Genomic DNA, 24,991 nt, shown 5'->3' with positions numbered 1-24,991 from the left:
CAGTGCTCGTGAGTGTCCGTGCAGGAAAGTCGCCCGATCATAGAGGCTGCCGGGAGGCCCTATCCAGCGGCGTCGCCGCGCGGGGCGCGGGAGTTCGGCGTGATGACGCATCAGCGGACCAAGATCGCGTGATCGTTTCTGCGCGGCTGTGAGCACGCGAGGACCCCTGCTGATCTCGGGTGATCGGTCGTGACGTTCTGTAGGCATGCGCGTGAAGTCCGGGGGTCACCGGCTTGCCGTATCGCTCACTCGTGTGGGGCAGCGGAACAGGGCATTAGTAAGACAATCGCCCCAAGGTGGATGAACAGGTACGAATCCACCACCGGAGGTCGATGTGCCGCGACAGCAGACACCCGGGGGAGTGGAACGCTCTCGCATCCGAAGTACGGCGGCAGCGCTCACTTCCCTGACGGCGCTCGCCGCCATGTCGCTCGTCGCGGGACCCGCGGTGGCCGTTTCCGGAGCGGGACCGTGCGCGCTGACCCGTACCGAGGCCCACCACTCCCTGGGCCTCGACACCTGGAACCGCGCCTACCCGCGGCCCCAGCGCACCCTCGACGCGGTCATGGTCTTCCTCTCCTTCCCGGACCACCGCCCCGCCCTCCCGCCCGCGGAGATCGCGGGCGACTACTTCCCCGCCACCAGCGACTTCTTCGAGCGGGCCTCCTACGGGCGGTTCCGCCTGGTCCCGCACCCGCAGAAGCAGTGGATCCGGATGCCCAGGCCGTCCACCGCGTACGGGATACAGCGCGACTGGGCCCCCGAGGACCGGGCGGCGTACCTGCGGGACGCGGTCACCACCGCCGACGCCGCGGTGGACTTCAGCCAGTACGACGTCGTCTACTTCGTCGCCGATCCGGACGCGCCCGGCGTGGACTCCGATGCCACGAAGGTCGTCAACTTCGACCGCCCGATCCGCGCCGACGGCACCGACCTGCGGCGGATCGTCACCGTCTTCGAGCGCCACCCGCCGGACCGGAACGTGCTCGCCCACGAGACCGGGCACGTCTTCGACCTGCCCGACCTCTACCACCGGCCGACGGACGGGAAGGGCGACTGGGACACCTACGTCGGGGACTGGGACGTCATGGGCAGCCAGTTCGGGATGGCCCCGGACCTCTTCGCCTGGCACAAGTGGAAGCTGGGCTGGCTGGACCCGAACCAGGTGGACTGTGTGCAGTCGGGCTCCTCGCTGCACACCCTCCAGCCGCTGGCGCAGACCCCGCCGGCCGGCGGCACGGGAGGCACCCGGCTCGCCGTGATCCGTACGGGCCCCGGCAGCGCGATCGCCGTCGAGGCGCGGGGCTCCGCCGGCAACGACGGGGACACCTGCACGGAGGGGGTCCTGGTCTACCGGGTGCGCAACGAGGCGGCCTCGGGAGGCGGCCCCATCGAGGTCCTGGACGCCCACCCGTCGACGGAGGCCTGCTGGGACCGCTCGGTGTACCCGCCGCTCGCGGACGCGCCGCTGGAGGTGGGGCAGACGTTCACCGTGCCGGGGGAGCGGATCACCATCGAGGTGGCGGACCGGACCCAGTCGGGCGCGTACACGGTGAAGATCACGACCTGAGTGCCCCGGCCCCTCCTCCGGCACACGAAGAAGGCCCCCACTCTGACGAGTGGAGGCCTTCTTCCGTCTGTGCGCCGCCAGGGACTCGAACCCCGGACCCGCTGATTAAGAGTCAGCTGCTCTAACCAACTGAGCTAGCGGCGCTTGCTGACGTCGTAGACATTAGCATCCCGAACGGCGGAAGGAAAAATCGATATCCGCAGCTCGGGCGGCGCGGACGAACGCCCACAGGAGAGCCTCCGGCCCGGGCAGCCACGGCCTGCGGGCGTCGGGGGCCACCAGCCAGCGCGACGGCCCCGGGGTACCGGCCAGCGGCGGCACGGTGACGGCGTCGCCGAGCCCGTGGCACAGGGGTGCCGGGGCGGTACGGGAACCTCCCCACTCCTCCCACGCCAGCAGGGCGGGCAGCCGGTGGGCGGTGCCGGTGGCGGCGAAGAGCAGCATCCGGCCGCGGTGCACGGCGACCGGGCCGGAGCCGGGGCCTTCGGCCCAGAGCAGGTCCAGCAGCCGCCGCCCGAGGACGAGCGGAACGTTGACGACGTCGAAGGCGCTCCCGCAGGGCAGCACGGCGAGCGAGGCCGGCTGCGCCTGCCACAGCGCCAGGGTCCTGTCCGGATGCGCGGAGGCGGAGGCGAGCCAGGCGGCACCCTGCGGGGTGACGTGGGTGGCGGGCGCGGTGCGCACATCGAGGGCGGGGCAGGTCGTCGTCATGCCTCCAGATCTACCGGGCGTAACGTTCCGGTTTCCGGGAGTTATCGGAAACCGGGACAGGGCGGGCGCTGCTGGGGTATGTTGCGCCCCGCATATGCCAGACCGCCGACGCTCGGCCTAGTCGGACTCGGTGCCCGCGCCCCGCTGGAGGGACTCGCCGAATTCGATCATCTTGCGGGCGTAGTCCTCGGTCCACTCCGCCCGCTCGGCGATCGCCCCCGGCGACAGTCGGTCGAACCGCCCGGGATCCGCCAGCTGCGCCGCCGCGAGCGCCTGGAACTCCATCGCCCGCTCCTGCGCCGCCCGGAAGGCGAGCGTCAGCTCGGTCGCCCGAGCCAGCAGTTCTCCCGGGTCCTCTATCGACTCCAGGTCGAAGAAGTGCTCCGGGTCCGTGGCGGCCTCCGACGGCTCGAAGAGCAGCGGTGCGGGCCGCAGCCTCCGCTCGGTCCGCTTCGGCTCTGCCATGCCTGTCCTCCTGCTGCGCGTGCGAAATGCTTCCGGGCCACCGTCCATTGTCCAACGCCGCGCAAGAGCGCACACCGGGCGGCGGGGAGCCCCTCACGCCGTGACGGCCTCCGCCTCCGCCGCCCGTGCCGCCGCCAGCTCCGCCACGTCGTCCAGTACGCCGGCCAGCTCGCCCGCCAGCCCCTCGGGGGCGCGGAACCCCTCGGGCCCGACCAGGCCGTTGACGAACGGGATCGCGGCGGACCGCGCGGCCGGGCGCATGCCGATCGCCGTGAGGACGGGCAGCAGCATCTCGGCGGCCGGGGCGCCGCCCGAGGGGCCCGCGCTGTAGCTGACGAGGCCGACCGGCTTGTGCTGCCACTCGCGGTGGAGGAAGTCGATGGCGTTCTTGAAGGGCGCCGTGAAGCCGCCGTTGTACATCGGCAGGACGAAGAGGAAGGCGTCCGCGGAGTCGACCAGGGCACTCCAGTCGCGGGTGTGCCGGTGGGCGTAGCTGCCGCTGGAGGCGTATTCGGGCTCGTCGAGGAAGGGGAGCGCGAGTGCGCCGAGGTCGACCGGGGTCACCTCGAAGCCGCCGCGTGCGCGGGCCTGGTCGGCGACCCATCCGGAGATCGGCCGGGCGTGGGAGGTGGGGCGGACGGAGGCGGAGATGACGTGGAGGCGGGTCATGGCGGAGAGGCTCCAAGGGTGAGGCGGGATCCGACTGGTTGACGTGTCACCTATGGAACCCGAAGCCTGTGTGACATGTCAACTACATAGGTGATGTGTCATCAATCTCGACTAAAGTGCCCCCATGACCGCACCCGAGCCCCGCTGGCTCACCGAGCCCGAACAAGCCGCCTGGTACGCCTGGCGGCGGATGTTTCCGCTGGTCAACGCGGGAATCGCGCGCGACCTCAGCCAGGACAGCAACCTCTCGGAAGCCGACTACGACGTCCTGTCCGTCCTCGGCTCCACGGACGGCCACCGCATGCGCATCAGCGCGCTGGCCGCCCTGATGCAGTGGTCACGCAGCCGGCTCTCCCACCAGCTCACCCGCATGGAGCAGCGCGGCATCGTCCGCCGCGAGGACGTCGCCGAGGACGGCCGCGGTGCGGAGGTGGTCCTCACCGATGCCGGAGTGGAGATGATCACGGCGGCGGCCCCGCTCCACGTGGAGTCCGTACGCCGCCACCTGATCGACCTCCTCACCCCGGAACAGCTCCGCACCATGGCCGAGGTGGGCGAGCTCCTCCGCATCCGCATGGGCATCACCCGCAAGCAGTGACGGCCCCTCAGGCCCGCCACGCCACGCGGTGTTCGGCGAGGTGGGCGAGCATGGCGTGGTTCGCCTCCCAGCCGTCCGGGAACTTCACCGTCACGCCCAGCTGGACCGGCTCCGTCGAGGGGTGGTCGTCCAGGAGTTCCGCGATGCCGGCCCGGGCCACCACCACGCAGGCGTGCCGGTGCCGGGAGGCCAGTACGCACAGGCGGCCCGTCTCCAGGTGGAAGGCCGTCGCGTCCGGGCGGCCCGACAGGGGGTGGAGGACCACCGTCAGGTCGTACTCGCGGCCCTGGAGCCGGTTCGCGGTGTCCACCGTGACCCCCGTGACGCCGAGCGAGGCCAGTGCCGCGCGGACCGCCGCCGCCTGGTCGCGGTGGGCGGTGCCGACGGCGATGCGGTCGGGCGTGAGGGGGGCCGGTTCCGGGGGCTGCTCGTCACGGGTGACCGTCCCGCGGTCCAGGGCGCGGCGGACCACCAGCGCCACCGCGTGCACCGCCTCCGGGTCGGTGCGCGGGGTGTGCCGCGCGGGCAGCTCCAGCAGGCCCCAGCCCGACGCGGCGGCCTCGTCCAGGACCCGGTCGGGGCCCGACCCGTCCGAGGGGACCCCGTACGACAGCCGCCGCTCGCCCGGCCCCGTGCCGCTGCGGAACTGCGTGTACGGGTAGAAGGCGCGCGAGACCAGCGGCGCCGCCGTCGCCGGGAGCCGCCAGGACACGGGCAGCCGGTGCTGCGGCAGCTGAGGGTTGTGGGCGAGCAGGGTGCTCACCGCCGAGGCGGAGGGGTCGTAGGACAGGCCCGCCCACTGCTCCGCGCCGACCACGCTGAAGGGGTCCAGTTGCCCCGGATCGCCGACGAACAGCGCCCGTTCGAACAGCCCGGCCACGGCCAGCAGCGCGTCCGAGCGCATCTGGTAGGCCTCGTCGACGATCGCGTGCTCCCACGGCTCGACGTCCTTGACGAAGGCCCACTTCGCCGCCGTGGCGATGGTGACGGGCAGTTCGGCCAGGTCGCCGGGCTTGGCCGAGAGGGTGACCGAGGGCAGCTCCCGCAGCGCCGGGTCGTAGGCGTCGCCGTCGCTGCTGTGCAGCCGGCCGACCTTCAGCTCCGGATCCTTGTCGGCGAGCCGCAGCACCAGGTCGTCGACCTGCGCGTTGGTCTGCGCGACCACCATCAGCCGGCGCCCGGCCGCGGCCAGCTCGCGCGCCGCCCGCACCACGAGGGTGGACTTGCCGGCCCCGGGCGGGGAGTCGACGACCACGCCCCGCTCGGCGCCGTGCAGCGTGTCGTGCAGGATGGCGGCGGTCGCCTCGGCGGCCGCGGCCCCCGGGTCGAAGGGCGCGGTCACAGGATGTCCTCGTCGGTCACGGCGTCGGGCAGCGGTACGGCGGTGGCGGATCCGGGCGGGCCCCCGTGCGTCCACGGGGTCTGCTCACGGTCCGGGAGCTTCGGGCCGCCGCGCGCGTCGTGCTCGAACAGCGTCCAGCACACCCGGTCGCCCTTCTCCGGCACCGAGCCGGGCTCCGGCTCCCGGCCGCGGCCCATCTTGTCCAGCAGGCGCAGCACCAGCCCGCCGTCCGCCTCGAAGCGCACGAACTGCGCGCTCTGCGGGCGCCCGTCCAGCGAGCGGTACACCTTCCCGCCGCCGTCCTCCGCGAGCTGCGGCCGGTCCTCCGTGGCCACCGTCACCAGCGGGCGCGGGCTCGGCCGCTTCGAGTCCGTCCATTCCATCACCACCTCGGTGACCTCGCCGGCGAAGGCCTCGCCCGCGAGCCGCCGGCCCGCCATCACCAGGGGGTCGTCCAGGGCCTCCTGGGCGTCGAGCCGTACCTGCTCGGTCTCCCGCGTGGCCAGCTTCTGCGCCGCCGTCACCGCGTCGTCCCCGCGGGGCTGCGGCGGTTCGCCCGCCCGGACGCGGTCCCGGTGGCCGGTGTAGGACCAGCGGTCGCGGGTCCAGCGCTCCTCGGCCCGCTCGCCGGCCGGCAGGGCGCGGAGCAGTTCGATCGCGTCCCACGTCGCCCACCAGGCGCCCGACATCTGCTCCACGACCAGTCGGCGCACGGCCCGTTCGGCCATCCGCACCTCGCGGTCGTCCTCCTCGGGCCGGGCCGCCAGGGCCGCGCGCGCCGCGTCGTACCGGGCGATCGCCGGGGCCAGCAGCTTGTTGTCGAAGGCCGGGTCGGTTGCCGGACCGGCCGGCGGGCACAGCAGTTGGCCGTCCTTGTCGCGGCCCAGCTCGGCCCGGAGCGCCGCCTCGGCCCCCGACCGGCCCTCCGGCGGGTCGATCCAGCCCAGCAGCGCCCCGAGGTGCTGGTCCTCCAGGTTGCTCTGACCGGTCGCCCAGTGCCGGGACAGCAGGTCCGTCGCCGACACCAGCATCGAGGAGCCGGGCACCCGCGAGCGCTCGGCGAGGTGGGTGAACCAGCGCCCGAGCATCGGAACCCGCGAGGGCGCCGGATACGGATTCTCCGGATCCTCCTCGGCCGTCCGCCGGAACCGCATCGACCGGCCCAGCAGCCGTACGTACTCGATGCCCGCCCGGCTGGGCACGATCAGCTGTGGCGCGTCCACGCACAGCTCGGTCTCGACCTTGACCCTCTTGCCCGTCTCCGGATCGGTCTCGCTGCGCTCGGCCGGCTCCACCACGTCCCCGTACGCCTCGATGTGGGCCAGTACGTGGACCGCCAGGTCCGCGAGGAACGCCCAGCGCAGGTCCCGGTCGCGCGGCTGGGGTATCACGAACACCCGCGGCTCGTTCGGGTCCGTCCCGACCATCGCGCCCAGCGGAGCCCCCGCCTCACCGGCCGTTGTCAGCGGCACGAAGACCATCGGGTTCTCGCTCAGGTGGCGGTGCCGCACGGTCGCGAGCGGCTGGGCGCGGCCCGTGCGGACGGCCTCCAGCCGGGCCAGGGTGCTCAGCAGGGGCATTCGGGGGTCTCCGGGACGTGGTGCGGCGGGCGGGCGGCGGCGATCTCCAGCGCTTCGGCGCGCAGCCGGGCCGCCCGGTGCAGTGCGGCGGCGGTCGGGTCCTCGGCGCAGCCGGCCCCGGCGGCCGCCGCGAGGGCCGCCTCGACGGTGGTCAGCGCGCCCAGTTCGCCCCGTACGGAACGGCCCAGCGCCGTCACGTCGTCGGCGGCGCGGGCCCGCTCCCGGCAGTGGAAGGCCAGCTCGCAGGCGGCCAGGCACTCGGGGGCGTAGGAGGCCTCCACGGCGGCGACCGCCTCGGTCAGCTCCTCGGCGGTCCGCGCCGGGTCGAAGCTGAGGCCCTCCGGCAGCGCCGCGGCCAGCTCCTCGACCCGGGTCAGCCGGTCCAGCTGACGCCGGGTCACCGAGCGCTCGCGGCGGATGTCGACGGGCGAGGCGGTGGGCAGGTTGGAGAAGTCCTTGGGGCAGACCAGCAGCACGGTCTGCCCGACCCGGGCGCCCGCCAGCTTCTCGGCGGTCTTCTCCAGGGCCAGCACGTACACGGCGGCCTGGCGGGCGGCGGCGCCCACCTTGGCGGCATCGGCGCCCCCGTCGATCATCGGGAACGACTTGATCTCCACGACGGTCCAGCGGCCGTCGGGGTGCACGACGACGGCGTCCGGCTCCAGGTAGGCGGGCGAGCCGGCCACCTCCAGGGCCAGCATCGGGTGGTCGAGCAGTGTCCAGGCCCCCGCGGAGGTGGCCTCGCGCAGGGCGAGCGCGGTGCGGGCGGCGCGGCCCTCGGGCCCGGCGGCGGCCAGGTCGGGGACCCGGGCGCCGGAGCCGGGGGGCTCGGCGGCGGCGCCGAGGTGATGGTGGACCAGCCGCAGCAGCTCGGCTCCGCCGTCGCCCTTGACCTTGGCCTCGAAGGAGTTCCCGCGGACGATGGCGAACTGCGACTGCCCGAAGGAGGCGGGGGAGCCGAGGGCCGAGGCGAGGGCGGTCTTGTCCACGCCGGCGCCGTCGAGCAGGGCGCGTCTGCCGCAGCCGGGGTTGGCGGCGAGGGCCGCCAGCGCCCGGGCGTCGAGCGGGCGGGGCGGCACGGCGGGGCCGCGCAGGCCGGCGAGCCGCTGCCGCAGTGTCGTCGGCGGCGCGGGGCTGCTGGGCGGGTAGGAGCTCACGGGCGGAAGTGTCCCATCCGCCACTGACAATCGTGGTCTTACACCGGAAAGCGGTCGCGGGGTGGCCCGGAGTTCACGTGATGGATGATGGACGGGCGACTCAACCACCGCAAAACCGCACGATTATCGATGGACCGGGAGAAACTACATGGCCCCCCGCATCCTGCTGGCCCGCCACGGCCAGACGGCGTGGTCCCAGCTCGGCAAGCACACCGGGCGCACGGACGTGCCCCTGCTGGAGGAGGGCAAGCGGGGTGCGAAGCTGCTCGGCGAGCGGCTGGCCCGCGACCCGTGGAAGGGCCTGCCCGGCCTGGAGGTCCGCACCAGCCCGCTGGTGCGCGCGAGCGAGAGCTGTGACCTGGCCGGCTTCGGGGCGCAGGCGGACCCCTGGCACGCGCTGATGGAGTGGGACTACGGCGACTACGAGGGCATGACCCCGGCCGAGATCCAGGCGATCCGGCCCGGCTGGCTGATCTGGCGCGACGGGGTGCCGGGCGGTGAGTCCGTCGCCGACGTGTCCGCGCGCGCGGACGAGGTCGTCGCGTGGGCCCGCTCGGCGGAGCGGGACGTCCTGGTCTTCGCCCACGGGCACATCCTGCGGACGCTGGCCGCCCGCTGGCTCGGCTTCGAGGCCTCGTTCGGGGCCCGGATCCGCCTGGACCCGACCTCCCTGTCGGTACTGGGCTGGGCGTACGGGGCCCCCGCGCTGGAGCGCTGGAACGACACGGGCCACCTGGACGCGTAACCGCCGCGCGGCGCGGTGCGCCTCCCTCCCGGCGTCAGGCCGTGGCGTGGTGGGTCAGGAACGTGGCCACCCGGGGGGACCGCTGGTGGGGGACGAGGGCGCGGGCCGTGTCCGACAGCATGGAGCGGATCCGCGTGGACTGGACCTCGGTCAGCAGCTCCAGCACGCGCCCCCCGGCCCACGCGGCCTCGTCGGGCGCCCCCGCCCGGGCCAGGTCGCCGGCCAGCTCGGCGGTGTACAGCGCCACGTTCCGGGCGAAGTGCGGATCCTGCAGGTCGGCGGCCCGACGGGCGTGCCGGGCCGCCCGCGCGTGCTCGCCGAGGGCGGCCCAGCACCTGGCCTCCAGGGACTCCAGCTCGGCCTCGCCGAAGAAGGACATCCACTCCGGGTCCGCCCCCGCCTCCCCCCGGGAGAACTCCGTGTGGGCCCGCGTCAGCGCCTCCTCGCAGGACTTGCGGTCGGCGAGGCCCGCCCAGCCCCCCGCCTCCCGGAGTGCGAGGAGGGAGAGCAGCCGCGGGGAACCCAGGGAGCGCGCGGCGAGGCGGCCCGCCTGGGCCGCCCGTACGGCCTCGCGCGAGCGGCCGCAGTCCCGCGCCAGGAACGCCATGTTGCTGAACGCGTGCGCCTCCAGGCCCGCGTTTCCGGACACCCGGGCCGTGGCGAGGGCCTCCGCGTAGTGCGAGCGGGCGTCGTCGAAGCGCCCGGAGTCGTGGGCCAGCCAGCCGACCGAGACGGCCAGTTCGCCGGCGCCCGCGTGCAGCCGGTCCTCGGTGGACTGCCGGGTGGCCCCCGCGTCGAGCAGCGCGTAGGCGGTGCGCAGGGGCTCGGCGGCCCTGCGGTAGAGGGCGTCGGCCCCGTGCCGGTCGTCGAGCAGCCGGATCTGGCGTACGGCGTCCTCGACGGCCGCGGCCTCGGACTCGCCGGCGCGGGAGGGCAGCCGGCGGGTGTCGCCGAGCAGGGTGAGGCTGAGCGTCGCGGCCGCCACGGTCGCGGAGCCGCCCGCCATGAACGCGCGACGCAGCACGTCGCTCTCCTTGCAGCTGGAAGCGGAAGCGGAACCGGAACGCCCGGTGAGCTGGGCCGAGCGGCCGCGGACGGCCTCGCGCGGTGAGAACCCCAGGTCGGCCAGAGTGCGGCCGGGGAACATGTGGAGGAAGACCCGCTCGTAGGCGTAGTTGGGGCAGCGGATCTCGCCGGACTCGACCCGGCCGATGTAGCGGGCGTCGCAGGAAACCGTTTCGCCGATCTCCTTCGCCGCCCGGCGTACCAGCGCCGCGAACTCGGCCGGGGAGTGCTGCCCGCGCAGCCGCCGGAACGTGGAGTTGGGTGAGTGGGGGGACGCCGCCATGGACGTGGCCTCTCTGGCAAGGAACGCAGTGCCGGTGCTGTGACATGTGAAGTGCGGTGGGCCCGGCGCGCATGAACGTACCGCCAGCGAGGGGTCGTTCATGCGGTGTTTGGCTACAAAAGGGATATCTCACCCGCCATCCGCCATGAACTGCCATCCTTTGCAGCGTCTTGCCGCCGCACCCGTTGACGTTCCCGTGCGTTGAACCCATGCGGATACGGATCGAGGAGGGGTTCCCTTGGTGGAGGGCGGCATGGAGAGCACTGGAACGAACACCGCGCCCGCGCCGGGCGCGGCCCTGGCCCCGGTCCTGGTCCCCGAGCCGGATCTGGACCTCGTCACCGTGCCCGCGCGGCAGGGGCTGGAGGCGGTGGACATCATCCGCCGGGCCGCCAGCCAGGCCGGCGGGGTCGGCCCGGTCCTGCACGACGGTTCCGGCGACACCCTCGGCTTCCTCGTCCCGCCCGGCACCGCCGACGCCTGGGACCTGCCGGGCAGCGCGTGTACGCAGACCAACGGGCGCGGCATGCGGTTCGGCGACGCCGTTTCGCCGGCCGCCGGCGCCACGGGCTGGCTGCTCCCGCCCGAGGCGGTCGGGCCCGTCACCGATCCCGAGGTGCTGCGGGCGGCGCTCGGCGAGGCGGCCCGGCTGATCGAGGCCGCCGACAACTGCCGCTGACCTGCGACAGCCGCTGACCTGCGACCATGGGGTCGTGGCAGGCAAGGACAGAGGCAAGGGCAGCAGGCAGCAGCAGCGCGGACGCGGCGCCGCCGAGCCGGTAGTCGGGCAGGTGGCGGGCGGCCGGGCCGAGCTGGAGCCCGACCGGGAGCGCGCCGACGCCTGGACCCTCCTGATCGACGGGGCCCCGCAGTCGCACGTGGACCTGGCCGACCCCCGGTACCTGGACTTCGCGTACCAGCGCCGGATCGGCCACCTGATCGACCTCGTCGCCCCCGCCCGGCAGCCGCTGAACGTGGTCCACCTCGGCGGCGGGGCCTTCACCCTCGCCCGCTACACGGCCGCCACCCGCCCCCGCTCCACCCAGCAGATCGTGGAGATCGACGCCGCGCTGGTGGCCTTCGTACGGGAACACCTGCCGCTGGACCCCCAGGCGCGGGTCCGGGTCCGGGCCGTGGACGCGCGGGCCGGCCTGGCCAAGGTGCCGGACGGCTGGGCGGACCTGGTGATCGCGGACGTGTTCAGCGGGGCGCGCACCCCCGCCCACCTGACGAGCACCGAGTTCCTGGACGACGTACGCCGAGCCCTCGCGCCCGCCGGGTGGTACGTGGCCAACCTCGCGGACGGTCCGCCGCTCGCGCACCTGCGGGGGCAGGTCGCTACGGCCGCGTCCCGGTTCGCGGAGCTGGCGCTGGCGGCGGATCCCGTGGTGTGGCGGGGGAAACGGTTCGGCAACGCGGTGCTGGTGGCCGCGGACCGCGAGCTGCCGGTGGCCGAGTTCACCCGGCGCGTGGCGAGCGACCCGCACCCGGGCCGGGTCGAGCACGGCCGGGCCCTGGCGGACTTCACGGGCGGCGCGGCGCCGGTCGCGGACGCATCGGCGGTGGCCTCGCCGCAGCCGCCGCCCTCGGTCTTCCGCTGACGCGGGCGAACGGGGTCGCGGGACTTCTCCGGATTGCGGAGAAGGAGGATCGGATAAAGGCCGAGAGAGGTCTCCCGGAGGGCGCCCGCCATGCGTAGCCTGTGACTGCCCCGGAGGGCTGCCTTCCATAACGCATCAAGAGACGGCCGACGATGTCTGATTCCCCCGCCACGCCCGAAACGCCCAGCACCGCCACCTCCGACTACACGAAGCGGCTCGCCCGCCTCGAGCAGTCCGGGATCAAGCGGCTGCTGCCGACGCAGGCGCCGTACCGGTGGAACCTGCAGCGGCTGAAGCTGGGCCGGGTCCTCGACATCGGCTGCGGCCTGGGGCGGAACCTGCTGAACTGCGGCCCGGACAGCGTCGGCGTCGACCACAACCCGCACTCCGTCCGGACCTGCCGGGAGCGCGGGCTGACCGCCTACACCCCCGACGAGCTGGCCGCCGCCCCCGACTGCCAGCCCGGGTCCTTCGACAGCATGCTGGTCGCGCACGTGCTGGAGCACGTCGACGAGGAGACCGCGGCCTCGCTGCTGGACCAGTACCTTCCGCTGGTGAAGCCGGGCGGCTCCCTCGTCCTGATCACCCCCCAGGAGCTGGGCTACCGCTCCGACGCCACCCACGTCCGGTGGGTCGGCTTCGAGGAGCTGCGCAGCCACGCGGGCAAGGCCGGGGTCACGGTGCGGCGCACCTACTCCTTCCCCTTCCCGCGCCCGCTGGGCAAGGTCTTCCCGTACAACGAGTTCGTGCTGGTCGGCACGGTCCCCGCCTAGCGAGGACCCCCGCTCAGGGGTCGACGATCTCCACCGCCGGCGGGTGGTCGTGCCAGGTGCAGAACGCCGACACCTCGCGGCCGTCCTTGGTGAAGGTGACCCGGATCCAGTACTCCTGCTTCCACACCTGCATCCGCCAGCCGGCCGCCGGGGTCGCCGAGACCAGCTCGGCCGAGGACGCCCCGAGCGAGAAGACGACCCGCCCGCCGGAGACGGGGTAGGCCTTCACGTTTCCCTGGTCCGCGGCGTCCGTCTTCTGGCCGGCGCGGGGCGCGGGCGAGGCCTTCGGCGAGGGCTTGGCGGACGAGGGCCCCGCTGACGGCGAGGCGGAAGGACTCGGAGAGGCGGACGGCGCGGGGGACGGCGGCTCGGCGAGCTGGGCGTGGTGGGTCGAGGAGGACAACGGCTGCCCCGCCAGCGGAACCGCGAGCGGCGGATCGTAGGCGGTGCCCGACATAACGGTGTGCACGCCCCACCAGGACAGCGTCACCGCCGCCCCGGTCGCCAGCGTCCAGGCCATGGCATGTACAAGTCCTCGCAGCATCGAGGGACATACTGCACCACCTGCCACAAGAGCCGCTCGGCCCCTCCCCGGCTCCCCCGAATGGGCTACCGTGCGGGCCATGGCAAGTGTGCTCGTGGTCGAGGACGACCAGTTCGTACGTTCCGCCCTCATCCGGCACCTGACCGAGGCCTCGCACACCGTGCGCAGCGTCGGCACCGCCCTGGAGGCGCTGCGCGAGGTCGCCCACCACCGCTTCGACGTGGTCATCCTCGACCTCGGGCTGCCCGACCTCGACGGGTCGGAGGCGCTGAAGATGCTGCGCGGCATCACCGACGTACCCGTGATCATCGCGACCGCGCGCGACGACGAGGCGGAGATCGTCCGGCTGCTCAACGACGGCGCCGACGACTACCTGACCAAACCCTTCTCCGTCGAGCACCTCTCCGCCCGGATGGCCGCGGTCCTGCGCCGCTCGCAGGCGGCCGCGGCCGAGCCGCCCTCGCGCGTCCTGCGCGTCGGCGGGCTGGCCATCGACCCGCTGCGCCGCCAGGCCGAGCTGGACGGGACCGTACTGGACCTCACGCGCCGGGAGTTCGACCTGCTCGCCTTCCTCGCCGGTCGGCCCGGGGTGGTCGTGGCCCGGCGCGAGCTGCTCGCCGAGGTGTGGCAGCAGTCGTACGGGGACGACCAGACCATCGACGTCCACCTGTCCTGGCTGCGCCGCAAGCTCGGCGAGACCGCCGCCCGGCCCCGCTACCTGCACACGCTGCGGGGTGTGGGCGTCAAGCTGGAGCCGCCCCAGTGAGCGGCGCACGCGCGGCCACCGGGCCGCAGACGACGGCGATAGCCGCAGTGGTGCGCCGCGCGGGCGGAGAAGCGAGCCACAGGAGATGAGGTGGGCGCTGGTCAAGGTGTGCCTGGCGGTCACCGTCATGGTGGTCGTGGCGTTCGCGGTGCCGCTCGGGCTCGTCGTCAAGGAGATGGCCAGCGACCGGGCGTTCTCCAACGCCGAGCGGCAGGCCGCCACCATCGGGCCGACCCTGTCGATCACCACCGACCCGGTGCAGCTGCGCAAGGCCGTCGAGTCCACGCAGATGGGCGCGGCCCGGCGGATGGCCGTCCACGTGCCCGCGATCGCCGGCAGCGCGCCGGTGGACATCGGCGAGGGCAGGGCGGGCGAGCGCGCCGTCGCCGAGACCCGGCGGATCGGACGGGCAACGACCGCCTCGGTCGCCGGGGGCGGCTCGGCACTGCTCCAGCCGATCGCCCTCGGCTCCGGGGACATCGCCGTCGTGGAGATCTACGTACCGGAGAGCGAGGTCAGCAACGGCGTCACGACCGCCTGGCTGATCCTCGCGGGCGTCGGACTGGCGCTGATCGTGGGCTCGGTGGCGGTCGCCGACCGGCTCGGCGCCCGGCTCGTCCGGCCGGCCGAGCGGCTCGCGGACGCCGCGCACCAGCTGGGCGAGGGCCGGCTGGGGGCCCGGGTCCCCGAGGCCGGGCCGAAGGAACTCCGCTCGGCGGCCGTCGCGTTCAACGCGATGGCGGACCAGGTCGTGGAACTCCTCGCCAACGAGCGGGAGCTGGCCGCCGACCTGTCGCACCGGCTGCGGACGCCGCTGACGGTGCTGCGGCTCAACACGGCCTCGCTCGGCGACGGCCCGGCCGCCGAGCAGACCCGGGCGGCCGTGGAGCAGTTGGAACGGGAGGTCGACACGATCATCCGTACGGCCCGCGAACAGCGTCCCACGACCGGCCTGTCCGGCCCGGGCGTGAACGCCGGGTGCGATGCCTCCGAGGTGATCCGCGACCGGATGGCCTTCTGGTCGGCGCTGGCGGAGGACGAGGGCCGCGAGGTACGGCTCGCGGGGGTGGACCGCACGGTACGGATCCCCGTCGCGCGGCCCGAACTGGCCGCCGCGCTCGACGCCATGCTCGGCAACGTCTTCCGGCACACCCCCGAGGGCACCCCCTTCGCGGTGGACGTCCACGACGCCTCGGACGCCGTCATCGTGCTCGTCTCGGACGCGGGCCCCGGCATCGCCGACCCGGACGCCGCCCTGCGCCGCGGCAACGACGGCGCCCGCGACGGGTCCACGGGCCTCGGCCTGGACATCGTGCGCCGGGTCGCGGAGTCGACCGGCGGCGACGTACGGCTGGGGCGCTCGGTGCTCGGCGGCACCGAGGTGCGGGTCTGGATCGGCGTGGACGGCCGCACCCGCGGCGGCTCGGGCGGGGTCCGGACCCGGCGCGCCCGGCGCAAGCGGCGCAGCAACTGACGTAACGGGGGCGGGGCCGGGGGCGCGCCTCGCGGGCCCCGTGACCGTGGATCGGTACGGTCCGCGGCATGGACACCCTCATCTTCGGCGGGCTCCTCGCCACGCTCATCGCCCTGTACCGGGAGTCGTCCCGGATGGTCGTGCTCGGAGCGTGGTGGATCATGCTGCTCGCCGTGATCCTGCTGATGGCCCACCACATCACCAGCAGCCTCGCCCTGAACCTGAGCTACTGACGGTGGCCACGATGCACGACCTCCTCCCGGAGGCGGCGCCGACGGGCGGGCTGCTCGGACGGGCCCAGTACTGGTTCGCCTGCTTCTTCGCCGCCGGCTGGACGGGCGTGGTCTGCGGCGGCCTCTTCTACCAGTTCGGGCTCTGGGAGTACCCGTGCCCGCTCTGCATCGTGCAGCGGATGTTCATGCTGCTGGCGGCGATGGGCGCCGCGTCCATCGTCCGGACGGCGCTGTCGCACGGTGTGGTGACCGGCCGCGACTACATGATGGGCTGGGGACTGTCGCTCGTCGCCGTGATCGCGGGCTCGTTCGCCTCCTGGCGGCAGACGATGCTGCACGTCCTGCCCGGCGACAAGGGCTACGGGAGCGAGGTCTTCGGCCTGCACCTGTACGTGTGGGCGTGGGTCCTCTTCCAGGCCTCGGTGGTCGCCGTCGGCATCGTCCTGGCCTTCGCCCACTCGACGGCGGCGCGCACGCTACCGGCCGAGCAGCCTGGTCCGCTGCGGACCGCGGGGCTGCTCGTGCTGTGGTTCCTGGGGCTGGTGATCGCGATCAACGTCGTGGCCGTCTTCTTCGAAGAGGGCTTCCACTGGTTCCTCCCGGACGACCCGACGAGGTATCAGTTCTTCTACGATGTGGGGATTCTTGGCTGATCCCACATCTGTTAAGGACTTACGACATGCGCTACGCAATACTCGGCACCGGCATCGTCGGCCGCACGGTGGCGGCCCGGCTCGCCTCCCTGGGGCACGAGGTGGTCATCGGCACCCGTGATCCCGAGGCGACCGCGGGACGCGCCGAGTACGCCGACTGGCAGGCGGGGCAGCCGCAGGTGCGGCTCGCGTCCTTCGCCGAGGCCGCGCGGGACGGGGACACCCTGGTCAACGCGACCGGCGGGCAGGTCAGCATCGCCGCCCTGACGGAGGCGGAGGCGGCCCACCTGGACGGCAAGGTCCTGATCGACATCGCGAACCCCCTGGACTTCTCGCGGGGCTTCCCGCCGAGCCTGGACCCGGTGGACACCGACAGCCTGGGCGAGCTGATCCAGCGCACCTTCCCGGGCCTGCGGGTGGTCAAGACGCTGAACACGATGAACTGCCAGATCATGGTCGATCCGAGCCGGGTCGCCGGTGAGCACCACGTCTTCCTGTCGGGCGAGGACGCGGACGCGAAGAAGGCCGTACGGGAGCTGCTCCACTCCTTCGGGTGGCCGGAGGGGAGCATCCTCGACCTCGGGGGCATCGAGACCGCCCGGGGTACCGAGATGATGCTCCCCGTGTGGCTCCGGCTGATGGGCGCCCTGGGGCACTCGGAGTTCAACTTCCACGTCCAGGGGGCGTAGGAGCCCGTACGGGAGGGGTGCCCCGTACGGCCGCCGCTCGGGCGGCGGCCGAGATGTTGCCGGGTCCGGCGGCCCCGCCCAGGGTGGCCCTGACGGAAGGAGCCGCGCATGAGAGTCATGCTCAGGGCCCACTTGGACACGGCCGCCTCGAACGAGGGCATCAAGAGCGGGGCCCTGCCCCAGGCGGTGAAGAAGCTCCTGGAGAAGGTCAAGCCGGAGGCGGCCTACTTCGGCCTGCACGAGGGCGTGCGGTCCTGCTGGATCGTCTTCGACCTGCAGGACAGCGCGACGATGCCGTCGTTGTCGTGGGACCTGTTCCAGGACTTCAACGCCGAGATCGAGGTCGGTCCGGTGATGACGGCCGAGGAGATGGGGAAGGCGCTGGGTGCGCTGAAGTCCTCGTAGTGGCGGCGGCCGCCATCGCCAGGACGGCGGAGGCGGCAGCGGCCGCGCAGGCCACGATGAAGGCGGCCCGGTAGCCGTACGCCGCGGCGAGGGGCCCGGCGACGGCCGCCGCCACCGCCTGACCGAGGATCAGGCCGCTGCCGACCACGGTCATGGCCTCGCCCATACGCTCGGCCGGACCGGTCCGTTCCACCAGACCGAACAGCGCGATCAGGTGCGGGGCCACCGCCAGTCCGGTGCCGGCGACGGCGAAGGCGGCGCCGGTCAGCCCCGACACGGCGAGCAGCGGCAGCGTGAGCACCGCCTGGACGGCGATCGTCCACCGCAGCCGTACGGTCAGGTCCGCCGAGCCGGGCCGGGCCACCGTCACGAATCCGGCGATCGAGCTGGTCACGGCCATGGCCGCCCACACGAGCCCGGCCGCGCCCGGCCGGCCGAGCGACTCCGCGAGCGCGTTGACGCCGGTGTTGGCCCCGCTCCACGCGGCCCCCTGGAGCACGGCCATCGCGAAGAGCAGCACCAGCCCGGGCGACCACAGCCGTACGCCGGCACGCGCGCCCGGGGTCGGGGAGGCGGGGCCGGGAGCGGTCGGATGCACCGCGAAGAGCGAGCCGAACACCAGGATCAGCCCGGCCGCGAGCACGAGCGCCGAGGCGGGGTGGACGGTCACGGCCAGGATCCCGGCCAGCGCGGGGCCGACCATGAACCCGACTTCGTCCAGGGTGGTGTCGAAGGACAGGGCCGAGCCCAGCAGCTGCTTGTCCGCGCCGGCCAGCCGCGCCCAGCGTGCCCTCGCCAGCGGCCCGACCTGCGGGATGGTGAGGCCGGCCGCGACGGCGAGGGCCATGCGGGGCGCGAGCGGCAGGCCGCCGAGGACGGCCGCGACGAGGGCGGCGAGGACGGCGGCGTTCGCGGCGCAGGCGACGAGCAGTACGGGGCGGTGGCCGCGGCGGTCGGCGAGGCGGCCGATGACGGGGCCGCCGAGGGCCTGGCCGAGCCAGAGGGCGGCGGCGACGGCGCCGGCGTCACCGATGCCGTCGCGTTCGTTGATGAGCAGGAGCGTTCCGATGGGGCAGAGCGCGGCGGGCAGGCGCGCGAGGAACGCGTAGAGGGGGAGGGCGCTGCCGCCGAGTGCGAAGACCCCGCGGAAGCCGGCGGGCGCGGAGAGGGGCTGGGTCACGGACAACCTCCATCGGCACGCCGACCCTCCCGTTTCTCCGGCGCGCTGGGTTGCCCTTGGCCGGGACGCTAATGCCGGAACGGCCCCTTCGGAAGCCCCCGTCAGCCGGTTTCGCCCGAGGTCAGCCGCTTGGCCTGGGCCCGGCCGACCTCGGCGGCGCGGTGCAGGTAGTCGGCGATGACGGCGAGTTCGGAATCCGAGTAGCTCTCCAGCACGGCGCCGAAGGCCCGGCCCGGGGTGTCCCAGGCGGCGCCGATCCGCTTGCGGGCCTCGGGTGAGAGGGAGACGAGGGAGCGGCGGCGGTCGTGGGGGTCTGCGTGCCGCTCGACGATGCCCGCCTTGACCATGCGGTCGACGAGGCGGGTGGCGGAGCCGGAGGTCAGGCCGGTGAGGCGGGCGATGTCGCCGGTGCTGACGGGGCCGGGCTCCATGTCGAGGAGGGCGACGCACTGCATGTCGGTGGGGTGCAGGCCGACGTGGTCGGCCATGGCCTGGTTGAAGAGGGAGTAGTCGGCGTAGTGCCGCTGGCTTTCGGTGACGATGCGCGCGAGCAGCTCCGCGCGGCTCCACTCATCACCCGTACGAGGGGAATCGGTTGACATCGGCTTCTCCATGCTCCAAATTTAACTGTGTGACGCAGAGGATGTGTCACGCAGAATCTGTGTCACGGATTCATCGTATCGCCAAGTCGGTCGGAACCAGAGAGCCGAAACCAGAGAGCCGAAACCAGAGAGAAGGAATCCACCATGTCGATCCTCGTCACCGGCGGCCGCGGCGCGGTCGCCCGCGGACTCTCCGCCCTCCTCGCCTCCCGCGGCATCCCGCACCGCCTCGCCTCCCGCGAGCCGGACCGCGCCGATACCGTCCATTGCGACCTGACCGACCCGGGGACCTTTCCCGGCGCCCTCGAGGGTGTCCGCTCCGTCTTCCTGTATGCCGAGGCCGCCGGGATCGATGCCTTCGTCAAGGAGGCCGTCACCGCCGGAGTCGAGCACGTCGTGCTCCTGTCCTCCTCCTCGGTGCTCGCCCCCGGAGCCGCCGACAGCCCGTTGTCCGCGTCCCATCTCGCCGTCGAACAGGCCCTGACGGCCTCCCCGCTGCGCACCACCCTGCTGCGCCCCGGGTCCTTCGCGAGCAACGCCCTCGGCTGGGCCTGGTCGCTGAAGTCCGGCCGGCCGGTCCACCTGCCCTACCCCGGCGCCTACTGCGACCCCGTCCACGAGGCCGATCTCGCGGAAGCCGCCTTCGCCGTCCTCACCGACCCGGCCCTCGGCGGCCGCGCCTACACCCTGACCGGGCCGCAGGCGCTCACCTTCGCGGCCCAGCTCGCGATACTGGGCCGGATCCTCGGCCGGCCCATACCTTTCGAGGCCGTCACCGCCGGGCAGTGGAAGTCCGAGGTCGACGGCTACATACCCGGCCCCTATGCCGACGCCCTGCTCGACTACTGGGCTTCCTCGGACGGCTTTCCGGTCGATCTCACCGATGCGGTCGAGCACCTCACCGGCCACCCGGCCCGCACCTTCGAGACCTGGGTGACGGACCACGCCGACGCTTTCGGCGCCGCTAGGTGAGGGAGTCGATCCAGCGCTCCAGGCGGCGGGCCTCGGCGGTCATCAGGTCCGGGTCGCGGAAGGTGTTGGTGAGCAGGGAGATGCCCTGGTAGGCGGCGATCAGGGCGACCGCGAGCTCGCGTGCGTCGGTGCGGCCCATGGCGCGGAACTGCTGCTCGGTCCAGTCGAGCAGGACCAGCATGACCTGGGCGATGGACCGGTCGAGTCCGTCGGCGCGCTTGTCGAGTTCCGAGGCGAGGGTGCCGGTGGGGCAGCCGTACCGGGCCGTGAGGTCACGCTGCTCGGCCCAGCCGCCCACGAGTGCCTTCAGCCGGTCCTGGGGGGAGGGGAGCTGGTCGAGCGTTCCGATCAGACCCTGGAGGCTCTGGGCGTGGGCGTCGATCGCGGCCTCGACGAGCTGGTCCTTGGTCTTGAAGTAGTAGTAGACGTTGCCCACCGGGACGTCGGCCGCCTGCGCGATGTCCGCGAGCGTGGTCTGGGCGATGCCCTGTTCGTGGAGCACCTGGGCCGCCGCGGCCGCCAGTCTTTCCCGCTTGCCGGACGTCCGCCGGGCCTTCTTTGAGTCAGTCACCTGACTAACTGTAGACGGGGGAGTGGGGGGCGGCTATGGTCAGAAGTGAGTCAGCCAACTAACTAACTCGCGCAATCGACTCGTAGGGGGAAGCTGTGATCGTGGTGACCGGTGCGACGGGCAATGTCGGACGTGAGCTCGTACGGATCCTGGCGGAGGCGGGGGAGCAGGTGACCGCCGTGTCCAGGAAGCCCGCGGAGGTGCCCGAGGGGGTCCGGCACATACAGGCCGACCTTGCCGAGCCGGAGCAGCTGCGGCCCGCGCTCGAAGGCGCCGACGCGCTGTTCCTGCTCGTCGCCGGCGAGGACCCGCAGGGCATTGTCGACCGCGCCCGGGAGAGCGGGTTCGGGCGGGTCGTCCTGCTCTCCAGCCAAGGCGTCGCGACCCGTCCCGGGGTCTACCGGCACGCCGCCGGATTCGAGGAGGCCGTCAGCCGGTCGGGGCTGGAATGGACGGTCCTGCGTTCCGGCGGCCTGAACTCCAACTCCTTCGCCTGGGCCGAGTCGATCCGTACGCGGCGCACCGCCGAGGCGCCCTTCGGCGAGGTCGGGCTGCCGACCGTCGACCCGGCGGACGTCGCCGAGGTCGCGGCCGCCGTCCTGCGCGGGGGCGGCCACGCCGGCCGGATCCACGAGCTCACCGGCCCGGCCCTGACCACCCCGCGGGAGCGGGCCGAGGCGATCGGCGCGGCTCTCGGCGAGCCCGTGCGGTTCGTCGAGCAGACCCGCGAGGAAGCCGCCGCCCAGATGTCGGCCTTCATGCCCGAACCGGTCGTCCAGGGCACCCTCGCGATCCTCGGCGCACCCCTGCCCGCCGAACTCGTGCCGAGCCCGGCCGTGGAACGGATACTCGGCCGGCCCGCCCGGCCCTTCGCCGACTGGGCGGCCCGCTCCACGCCCGCCTTCCGCTGACCGCACCCCGCCTAGCGCGTCGGCATCGCCCCCGTCCGGGCCAGTCGGGCGTACCAGCGCGCGCTGGAGCGAGGGGTGCGGGCCTGGGTCTCGTAGTCGACATGGACGATGCCGAAGCGCTTGCTGTAGCCGTAGGACCATTCGAAGTTGTCCATCAGCGACCAGAGGAAGTAGCCCCCGACCGGGGCGCCGTCCACCAGGGCGCGGTGGACCTCGGTCAGATGGGCCTCCAGGTAGCCGATGCGCGCAGGGTCGTGCAGGTCCGGGGCGTATGCCGCCCCGTTCTCGGTGACCAGCAGCGGGAGGCCCGGTGCCTCGCGGGCACAGCGCTGCAGTAGGTCGTAGAGGCCCGTCGCGTCGACCGACCAGCCCATGTCGGTCTGCTCGCCCGGGGGTTGGTGGAAGGCCACGTCCTCGGCCCCCGGCCAGGGGGAGTGCTGCCCGCCGCCGTGCCCGTCGTCGCGCGGGCCGTCGGCGGCCGCCGAGACCACCGTCGGCGTGTAGTAGTTGACGCCGAGGAAGCCCAGCGGCTGGTGGATCAGCGCCTCGTCGCCGGGCCGGACGAACGACCAGTCCGTCACGGAGGCGGTGTCCGCGAGGAGGTCCTGCGGGTAGGCCCCGTGCAGCAGCGGGCCGGTGAAGATCCGATTGGCCAGCGCGTCGATGCGGCGCCCGGCGTCCAGGTCGGCCGCCGAGCCGGTCAGCGGGCGCACCGCGCCGAGGTTGAGCGCGATGCCGGTCCTCGCCGAGGAGGGCAGCACGGCGGCGGCCAGCCCGTGCGCCAGGTTCAGGTGGTGCGCGGCGCGCAGCGCGTCGGAGGGGGAGGTGCGGCCGGGGGCGTGGACCCCGGAGCCGTACCCGAGGAAGGCGCTGCACCAAGGCTCGTTGAGGGTGGTCCACAGCTCCACCCGGTCGGCCAGGGCCGCCGAGACCTGGGAGGTGTACTGGGCGAAGGCGTAGGCCGTCTCCCGCTCCGGCCAGCCCCCCGCACTTTCGAGCTCCTGCGGCAGGTCCCAGTGGTACAGGGTCACGCAGGGCTTGATCCCGTGGGCGAGCAGCTCGTCGACGAGGGCGTCGTAGAAGCAGATCCCGCCGGCCAGCACCCGGGGCCAGGACACCGAGAACCGGTAGGCACCGAGCCCCAGTTCGGCCATGAGCCGGACGTCGTCCCGCCACAGCCGGTGGTGGTCCACGGCGACCTCGCCGGTGTGCCCGCCGTACACCTTGCCCGGAGTACTGCAGAAGGTGTCCCAGATGGAGGGCTCGCGCAGCGCGGCCGCACCCTCGATCTGGAAGGCCGCCGTGGCCGTGCCCCACAGGAACCCGTCCGGGAACCGCGGTCCCCGCGCGTCCGCCGGTGCGTTCGTCGGTGCGTTCGTCATCCCTTTACCGCTCCCTGCATGATGCCGCCGACGATCTGGCGGCCGAAGACGAGGAACACCAGCAGCAGCGGGAGCGTGCCCAGCAGCGCGCCCGCCATGATCACCGACTGGTCGGGGATGTAGCCCCGGCCCAGCCCGGTCAGGGCCACCTGCACCGTCGGGCTGCCGTTCTGGGTCAGCGCGACGATCGGCCAGAAGAAGTCGTTCCAGGCCATGACGAAGGTCAGCATGGCCAGCACCGCCATCGCCGGCCGGGCCGCCGGGAACACCACGTGCCACACGATCCGCAGCGAACTCGCCCCGTCCGTGCGCGCCGCCTCCACCAGCTCCACCGGCAGGGACTGCGCCAGGTACTGGCGCATGAAGAACACCCCGAAGGCGGAGACCAGCGTCGGCAGGATCACCGCCTGGAGCCGGTCGGTCCACGACAGCTCCGCGATCAGCATGTACAGCGGGACCACGCTCAGCTGCGGCGGGATCAGCATCGTGCCGATCACCAGCGACATCAGCAGCCGGCGGCCCCGGAAGCGGAGTCTGGCGAAGGCGAAGCCCGCCAGGGTGGAGAAGAGAACCGTCCCGGCCGCGACCGTGCCCGCCACGACCACGGTGTTCAGCAGGGCCGTCCCCATATTGGCGTCGGTCCAGGCCACCCGGAGGTTGCGCCCCAGGTTCCCGCCGAACCAGAAGGGCGGCGGCGTCTGCGCCAGGCGGGTACTGCTCCGGGAGGCCGCGACGGCCGTCCACAGCAGCGGGAAGAGCGAGCCCGCGGTGAACAGGGCGAGCACCACGTACGTGAGCCGGCCCGCGCGCAGCGATCTCATCGGGAGGCCTCCCGTCCGCGCAGCAGCCGCGCCGCGCCCGCGATGACCAGCAGGATCAGGAACATCGCCCAGGCGATCGCCGAGGCCCGCCCCAGGTGCAGGTTCACCCAGCCCTGCTCGTACAGGTACAGCCCCAGCGTCTGGAACTGGTGCTCCGAGCCGCCCGTCGCGCCCGCCCCGCCGTTGAACAGCAGCGGCTCGCCGAACAGCTGCGTCGCCCCGATCGTCGACACCACGCACGTGAAGAAGATCGTCGGCCGGAGCGAGGGCACGGTGACGTGCCGGAACTGCTGCCACCGGGAGGCCCCGTCCAGCGCCGCCGACTCGTACAGCTCGCCCGGCACCGCCTGCATGGCCGCCAGGTAGATCAGCGCGTTGTAGCCCGTCCACCGCCAGATCACGATCGTGGAGACCGCCAGCTGGGAGGCGAAGGTGCCGTTCTGCCAGTCCACCGCGTCGAAACCGACCGCCGACAGGGCCCAGTTGACCATCCCGTAGTCCCGGCCGAAGAGCAGCACGAAGACGAGCGTGGCGGCCGCCACCGAGGTCGCGTACGGGGTGAGCACCGCGACCCGGAAGAAGGCGGAGCCGCGCACCTTGTAGTTCAGCAGGTGGGCCAGGCCCAGCGCGATCGCCAGCTGCGGCACCGTGGACAGCAGCCCGATGGTGACGGTGTTGCGCAGCGCGTTCCAGAAGAACTCGTCGCCCCACAGCCGGGAGAAGTTCTTCAGCCCCACCCACGTCATGCTGTCCGGATCGGTCAGTTCCACCTGGTGCAGCGCCGCCCAGCCCGTGTAAAGGAGCGGGAACAGCCCGAAGGCGGCGAAGAAGAGGAAGAAGGGCGCCACGAAGGCGTACGGGCTCCAGCGCAGGTCCCACCGGTAGCGGCGCGAACGCCACACCTGGCGCGGGCCGCCCCCCTCCGCGGGGCGGGAGCCGGAGGGGGACAACAGAACGGTCTCGTCGCTCACGGCGCACCGCCCCCCGGCCGTGCCGCCTTCGGCCCCCCGACCGAACGGCACACCGAGCCCGCCCGAGCCGACGACCCACCCACAGCCCCCCGCCGGTCCGCCGCCCCACTCACCGCTCCGGTCCGAGCCACCGCCCGGCTCGCGGCTCCGGGCCGAGCCACCGTCCGGCTGGCCGGTCCGGTCCGAGCCGCCGTCCAGCTCGCGGGTGCAGGTCGAGCCCTTGTCCAGCTCGCGGGCCCGGGTGGGGCCACCGTCCGT

The 24,991-nt window shown here is 73.3% G+C and carries 27 protein-coding genes, 1 tRNA gene and 1 pseudogene; 14 read left to right on the top strand and 15 right to left on the bottom strand.

The genetic code is table 11. The annotated features are described in order from the left end of the window. Window positions 1-334: 334 nt before the first annotated feature. Window positions 335-1,570, top strand: coding sequence for a M6 family metalloprotease domain-containing protein (locus ACFTXQ_RS17895; RefSeq protein ID WP_382641761.1), 1,236 nt, complete (start codon window positions 335-337; stop codon window positions 1,568-1,570). Between the two features lie 70 nt (window positions 1,571-1,640). Here ACFTXQ_RS17895 and ACFTXQ_RS17890 read toward each other — a convergent pair. The 4 genes and pseudogenes from ACFTXQ_RS17890 to ACFTXQ_RS17875 all read right to left on the bottom strand — a co-directional run bounded on the left by ACFTXQ_RS17890 (window position 1,641) and on the right by ACFTXQ_RS17875 (window position 3,415). Next, a tRNA-Lys gene (locus ACFTXQ_RS17890) sits at window positions 1,641-1,714 on the bottom strand. Then, window positions 1,705-2,281 (bottom strand): annotated as a pseudogene (locus ACFTXQ_RS17885) (bifunctional DNA primase/polymerase). The gene ACFTXQ_RS17890 and the pseudogene ACFTXQ_RS17885 overlap by 10 nt, the downstream one beginning before the upstream one ends. A gap of 117 nt (window positions 2,282-2,398) precedes the next feature. Beyond that, a complete protein-coding gene (locus ACFTXQ_RS17880; RefSeq protein ID WP_382641759.1) occupies window positions 2,399-2,746 on the bottom strand; it encodes a hypothetical protein in 348 nt (115 codons plus the stop codon). 93 nt (window positions 2,747-2,839) lie between these two features. Continuing rightward, entirely contained in the window at window positions 2,840-3,415 is a 576-nt protein-coding gene (locus ACFTXQ_RS17875) for an NADPH-dependent FMN reductase (RefSeq protein ID WP_382641757.1), read from the bottom strand. 124 nt (window positions 3,416-3,539) lie between these two features. Here ACFTXQ_RS17875 and ACFTXQ_RS17870 point away from each other — a divergent pair, with 124 nt between their 5' ends. After that, window positions 3,540-4,013 (top strand): MarR family winged helix-turn-helix transcriptional regulator, encoded by a 474-nt coding sequence (locus tag ACFTXQ_RS17870; protein WP_382641755.1) that lies wholly within the window; start codon window positions 3,540-3,542, stop codon window positions 4,011-4,013. A gap of 7 nt (window positions 4,014-4,020) precedes the next feature. Here ACFTXQ_RS17870 and ACFTXQ_RS17865 read toward each other — a convergent pair whose 3' ends face one another. The 3 genes from ACFTXQ_RS17865 to ACFTXQ_RS17855 are packed head-to-tail and all read right to left on the bottom strand — an operon-like array spanning window position 4,021 to window position 8,092. After that, complete coding sequence (locus ACFTXQ_RS17865; RefSeq protein WP_382641753.1) at window positions 4,021-5,355, bottom strand: AAA domain-containing protein; 1,335 nt, start codon at window positions 5,353-5,355, stop codon at window positions 4,021-4,023. Next, a complete protein-coding gene (locus tag ACFTXQ_RS17860) occupies window positions 5,352-6,935 on the bottom strand; it encodes a hypothetical protein (RefSeq protein ID WP_382641751.1) in 1,584 nt (527 codons plus the stop codon). The genes ACFTXQ_RS17865 and ACFTXQ_RS17860 overlap by 4 nt, the downstream gene beginning before the upstream one ends. Further along, complete coding sequence (locus ACFTXQ_RS17855) at window positions 6,923-8,092, bottom strand: hypothetical protein (RefSeq protein ID WP_382641749.1); 1,170 nt, start codon at window positions 8,090-8,092, stop codon at window positions 6,923-6,925. The genes ACFTXQ_RS17860 and ACFTXQ_RS17855 overlap by 13 nt, the downstream gene beginning before the upstream one ends. 148 nt (window positions 8,093-8,240) lie before the next feature. On the opposite strand from ACFTXQ_RS17855, the gene ACFTXQ_RS17850 reads away from it, so the two are divergent. Next, window positions 8,241-8,837, top strand: a complete 597-nt coding sequence (locus ACFTXQ_RS17850; protein ID WP_382641747.1) for a histidine phosphatase family protein — start codon at window positions 8,241-8,243, stop codon at window positions 8,835-8,837. Between the two features lie 34 nt (window positions 8,838-8,871). Here ACFTXQ_RS17850 and ACFTXQ_RS17845 read toward each other — a convergent pair whose 3' ends face one another. Next, window positions 8,872-10,185 carry a tetratricopeptide repeat protein gene (locus ACFTXQ_RS17845; protein ID WP_382641745.1) on the bottom strand — a complete coding sequence of 438 codons (1,314 nt, stop codon included), beginning with the start codon at window positions 10,183-10,185 and terminating at the stop codon, window positions 8,872-8,874. Window positions 10,186-10,438: 253 nt separating this feature from the next. Between ACFTXQ_RS17845 and ACFTXQ_RS17840 the strand changes: the two genes are divergently transcribed. The 3 genes from ACFTXQ_RS17840 (at window position 10,439) to ACFTXQ_RS17830 (ending at window position 12,559) form a co-directional block, all read left to right on the top strand. Next, entirely contained in the window at window positions 10,439-10,864 is a 426-nt protein-coding gene (locus tag ACFTXQ_RS17840) for a hypothetical protein (protein WP_382641743.1), read from the top strand. A 34-nt stretch (window positions 10,865-10,898) separates the two neighbouring features. Further along, on the top strand, window positions 10,899-11,786 hold the full coding sequence (locus ACFTXQ_RS17835; protein ID WP_382641741.1) for a spermidine synthase: 888 nt from the start codon (window positions 10,899-10,901) through the stop codon (window positions 11,784-11,786). 152 nt (window positions 11,787-11,938) lie between these two features. Beyond that, window positions 11,939-12,559 carry a class I SAM-dependent methyltransferase gene (locus tag ACFTXQ_RS17830; RefSeq protein WP_382641740.1) on the top strand — a complete coding sequence of 207 codons (621 nt, stop codon included), beginning with the start codon at window positions 11,939-11,941 and terminating at the stop codon, window positions 12,557-12,559. 13 nt (window positions 12,560-12,572) lie between these two features. On the opposite strand, the gene ACFTXQ_RS17825 is transcribed toward ACFTXQ_RS17830, so the two are convergent. Beyond that, window positions 12,573-13,103: a hypothetical protein gene (locus ACFTXQ_RS17825; RefSeq protein ID WP_382641738.1), complete on the bottom strand. Its 531-nt coding sequence runs from the start codon at window positions 13,101-13,103 to the stop codon at window positions 12,573-12,575. A 79-nt stretch (window positions 13,104-13,182) separates the two neighbouring features. On the opposite strand from ACFTXQ_RS17825, the gene ACFTXQ_RS17820 reads away from it, so the two are divergent. The 6 genes from ACFTXQ_RS17820 to ACFTXQ_RS17795 all read left to right on the top strand — a co-directional run bounded on the left by ACFTXQ_RS17820 (window position 13,183) and on the right by ACFTXQ_RS17795 (window position 17,323). Further along, the gene (locus ACFTXQ_RS17820; protein ID WP_215019570.1) at window positions 13,183-13,869 is read left to right on the top strand and encodes a response regulator transcription factor; all 687 of its coding nucleotides are present in this window, start codon (window positions 13,183-13,185) and stop codon (window positions 13,867-13,869) included. Window positions 13,870-13,954: 85 nt separating this feature from the next. Beyond that, the gene (locus ACFTXQ_RS17815; RefSeq protein WP_382641736.1) at window positions 13,955-15,343 is read left to right on the top strand and encodes a sensor histidine kinase; all 1,389 of its coding nucleotides are present in this window, start codon (window positions 13,955-13,957) and stop codon (window positions 15,341-15,343) included. A gap of 68 nt (window positions 15,344-15,411) precedes the next feature. Then, the gene (locus tag ACFTXQ_RS17810) at window positions 15,412-15,576 is read left to right on the top strand and encodes a DUF5993 family protein (RefSeq protein ID WP_382641734.1); all 165 of its coding nucleotides are present in this window, start codon (window positions 15,412-15,414) and stop codon (window positions 15,574-15,576) included. Window positions 15,577-15,587: 11 nt separating this feature from the next. Next, entirely contained in the window at window positions 15,588-16,229 is a 642-nt protein-coding gene (locus ACFTXQ_RS17805; protein WP_382641732.1) for a disulfide bond formation protein B, read from the top strand. A 26-nt stretch (window positions 16,230-16,255) separates the two neighbouring features. Continuing rightward, window positions 16,256-16,918, top strand: a complete 663-nt coding sequence (locus ACFTXQ_RS17800) for an NADPH-dependent F420 reductase (protein ID WP_382641730.1) — start codon at window positions 16,256-16,258, stop codon at window positions 16,916-16,918. Between the two features lie 108 nt (window positions 16,919-17,026). Beyond that, complete coding sequence (locus ACFTXQ_RS17795; protein ID WP_382641728.1) at window positions 17,027-17,323, top strand: DUF3303 family protein; 297 nt, start codon at window positions 17,027-17,029, stop codon at window positions 17,321-17,323. On the opposite strand, the gene ACFTXQ_RS17790 is transcribed toward ACFTXQ_RS17795, so the two are convergent. Next, window positions 17,244-18,503 (bottom strand): MFS transporter, encoded by a 1,260-nt coding sequence (locus ACFTXQ_RS17790; RefSeq protein ID WP_382641726.1) that lies wholly within the window; start codon window positions 18,501-18,503, stop codon window positions 17,244-17,246. The two genes, ACFTXQ_RS17795 and ACFTXQ_RS17790, sit on opposite strands and share 80 nt — an antisense overlap. A gap of 101 nt (window positions 18,504-18,604) precedes the next feature. Continuing rightward, complete coding sequence (locus ACFTXQ_RS17785; RefSeq protein ID WP_382641724.1) at window positions 18,605-19,105, bottom strand: MarR family winged helix-turn-helix transcriptional regulator; 501 nt, start codon at window positions 19,103-19,105, stop codon at window positions 18,605-18,607. A gap of 144 nt (window positions 19,106-19,249) precedes the next feature. On the opposite strand from ACFTXQ_RS17785, the gene ACFTXQ_RS17780 reads away from it, so the two are divergent. Beyond that, a complete protein-coding gene (locus ACFTXQ_RS17780) occupies window positions 19,250-20,077 on the top strand; it encodes an NAD(P)H-binding protein (RefSeq protein ID WP_382641722.1) in 828 nt (275 codons plus the stop codon). Here ACFTXQ_RS17780 and ACFTXQ_RS17775 read toward each other — a convergent pair. Beyond that, on the bottom strand, window positions 20,070-20,648 hold the full coding sequence (locus ACFTXQ_RS17775) for a TetR/AcrR family transcriptional regulator (RefSeq protein WP_382641720.1): 579 nt from the start codon (window positions 20,646-20,648) through the stop codon (window positions 20,070-20,072). The genes ACFTXQ_RS17780 and ACFTXQ_RS17775 overlap by 8 nt on opposite strands. Window positions 20,649-20,743: 95 nt before the next feature. Here ACFTXQ_RS17775 and ACFTXQ_RS17770 point away from each other — a divergent pair, with 95 nt between their 5' ends. Continuing rightward, complete coding sequence (locus tag ACFTXQ_RS17770; RefSeq protein ID WP_382641718.1) at window positions 20,744-21,559, top strand: SDR family oxidoreductase; 816 nt, start codon at window positions 20,744-20,746, stop codon at window positions 21,557-21,559. Window positions 21,560-21,570: 11 nt separating this feature from the next. Here ACFTXQ_RS17770 and ACFTXQ_RS17765 read toward each other — a convergent pair whose 3' ends face one another. Genes ACFTXQ_RS17765 through ACFTXQ_RS17755 form a run of 3 tightly spaced genes read right to left on the bottom strand, consistent with a single transcriptional unit; the run spans window position 21,571 to window position 24,715 of the window. Next, entirely contained in the window at window positions 21,571-22,941 is a 1,371-nt protein-coding gene (locus ACFTXQ_RS17765; protein ID WP_382641716.1) for a GH1 family beta-glucosidase, read from the bottom strand. Continuing rightward, entirely contained in the window at window positions 22,938-23,762 is an 825-nt protein-coding gene (locus tag ACFTXQ_RS17760; protein WP_382641714.1) for a carbohydrate ABC transporter permease, read from the bottom strand. The genes ACFTXQ_RS17765 and ACFTXQ_RS17760 overlap by 4 nt, the downstream gene beginning before the upstream one ends. Next, on the bottom strand, window positions 23,759-24,715 hold the full coding sequence (locus tag ACFTXQ_RS17755) for a carbohydrate ABC transporter permease (protein WP_382641804.1): 957 nt from the start codon (window positions 24,713-24,715) through the stop codon (window positions 23,759-23,761). Before ACFTXQ_RS17755 ends, ACFTXQ_RS17760 begins: the two co-directional genes overlap by 4 nt. Between the last annotated feature and the right edge of the window lie 276 nt (window positions 24,716-24,991).

This window comes from Streptomyces sp. NPDC057010 (assembly GCF_042673805.1).
Lineage (GTDB): Bacteria > Actinomycetota > Actinomycetes > Streptomycetales > Streptomycetaceae > Streptomyces.
The sequence above is the reverse complement of the archived record's forward strand: the minus strand, read 5'-3'. Positions and strand labels throughout refer to the sequence as shown.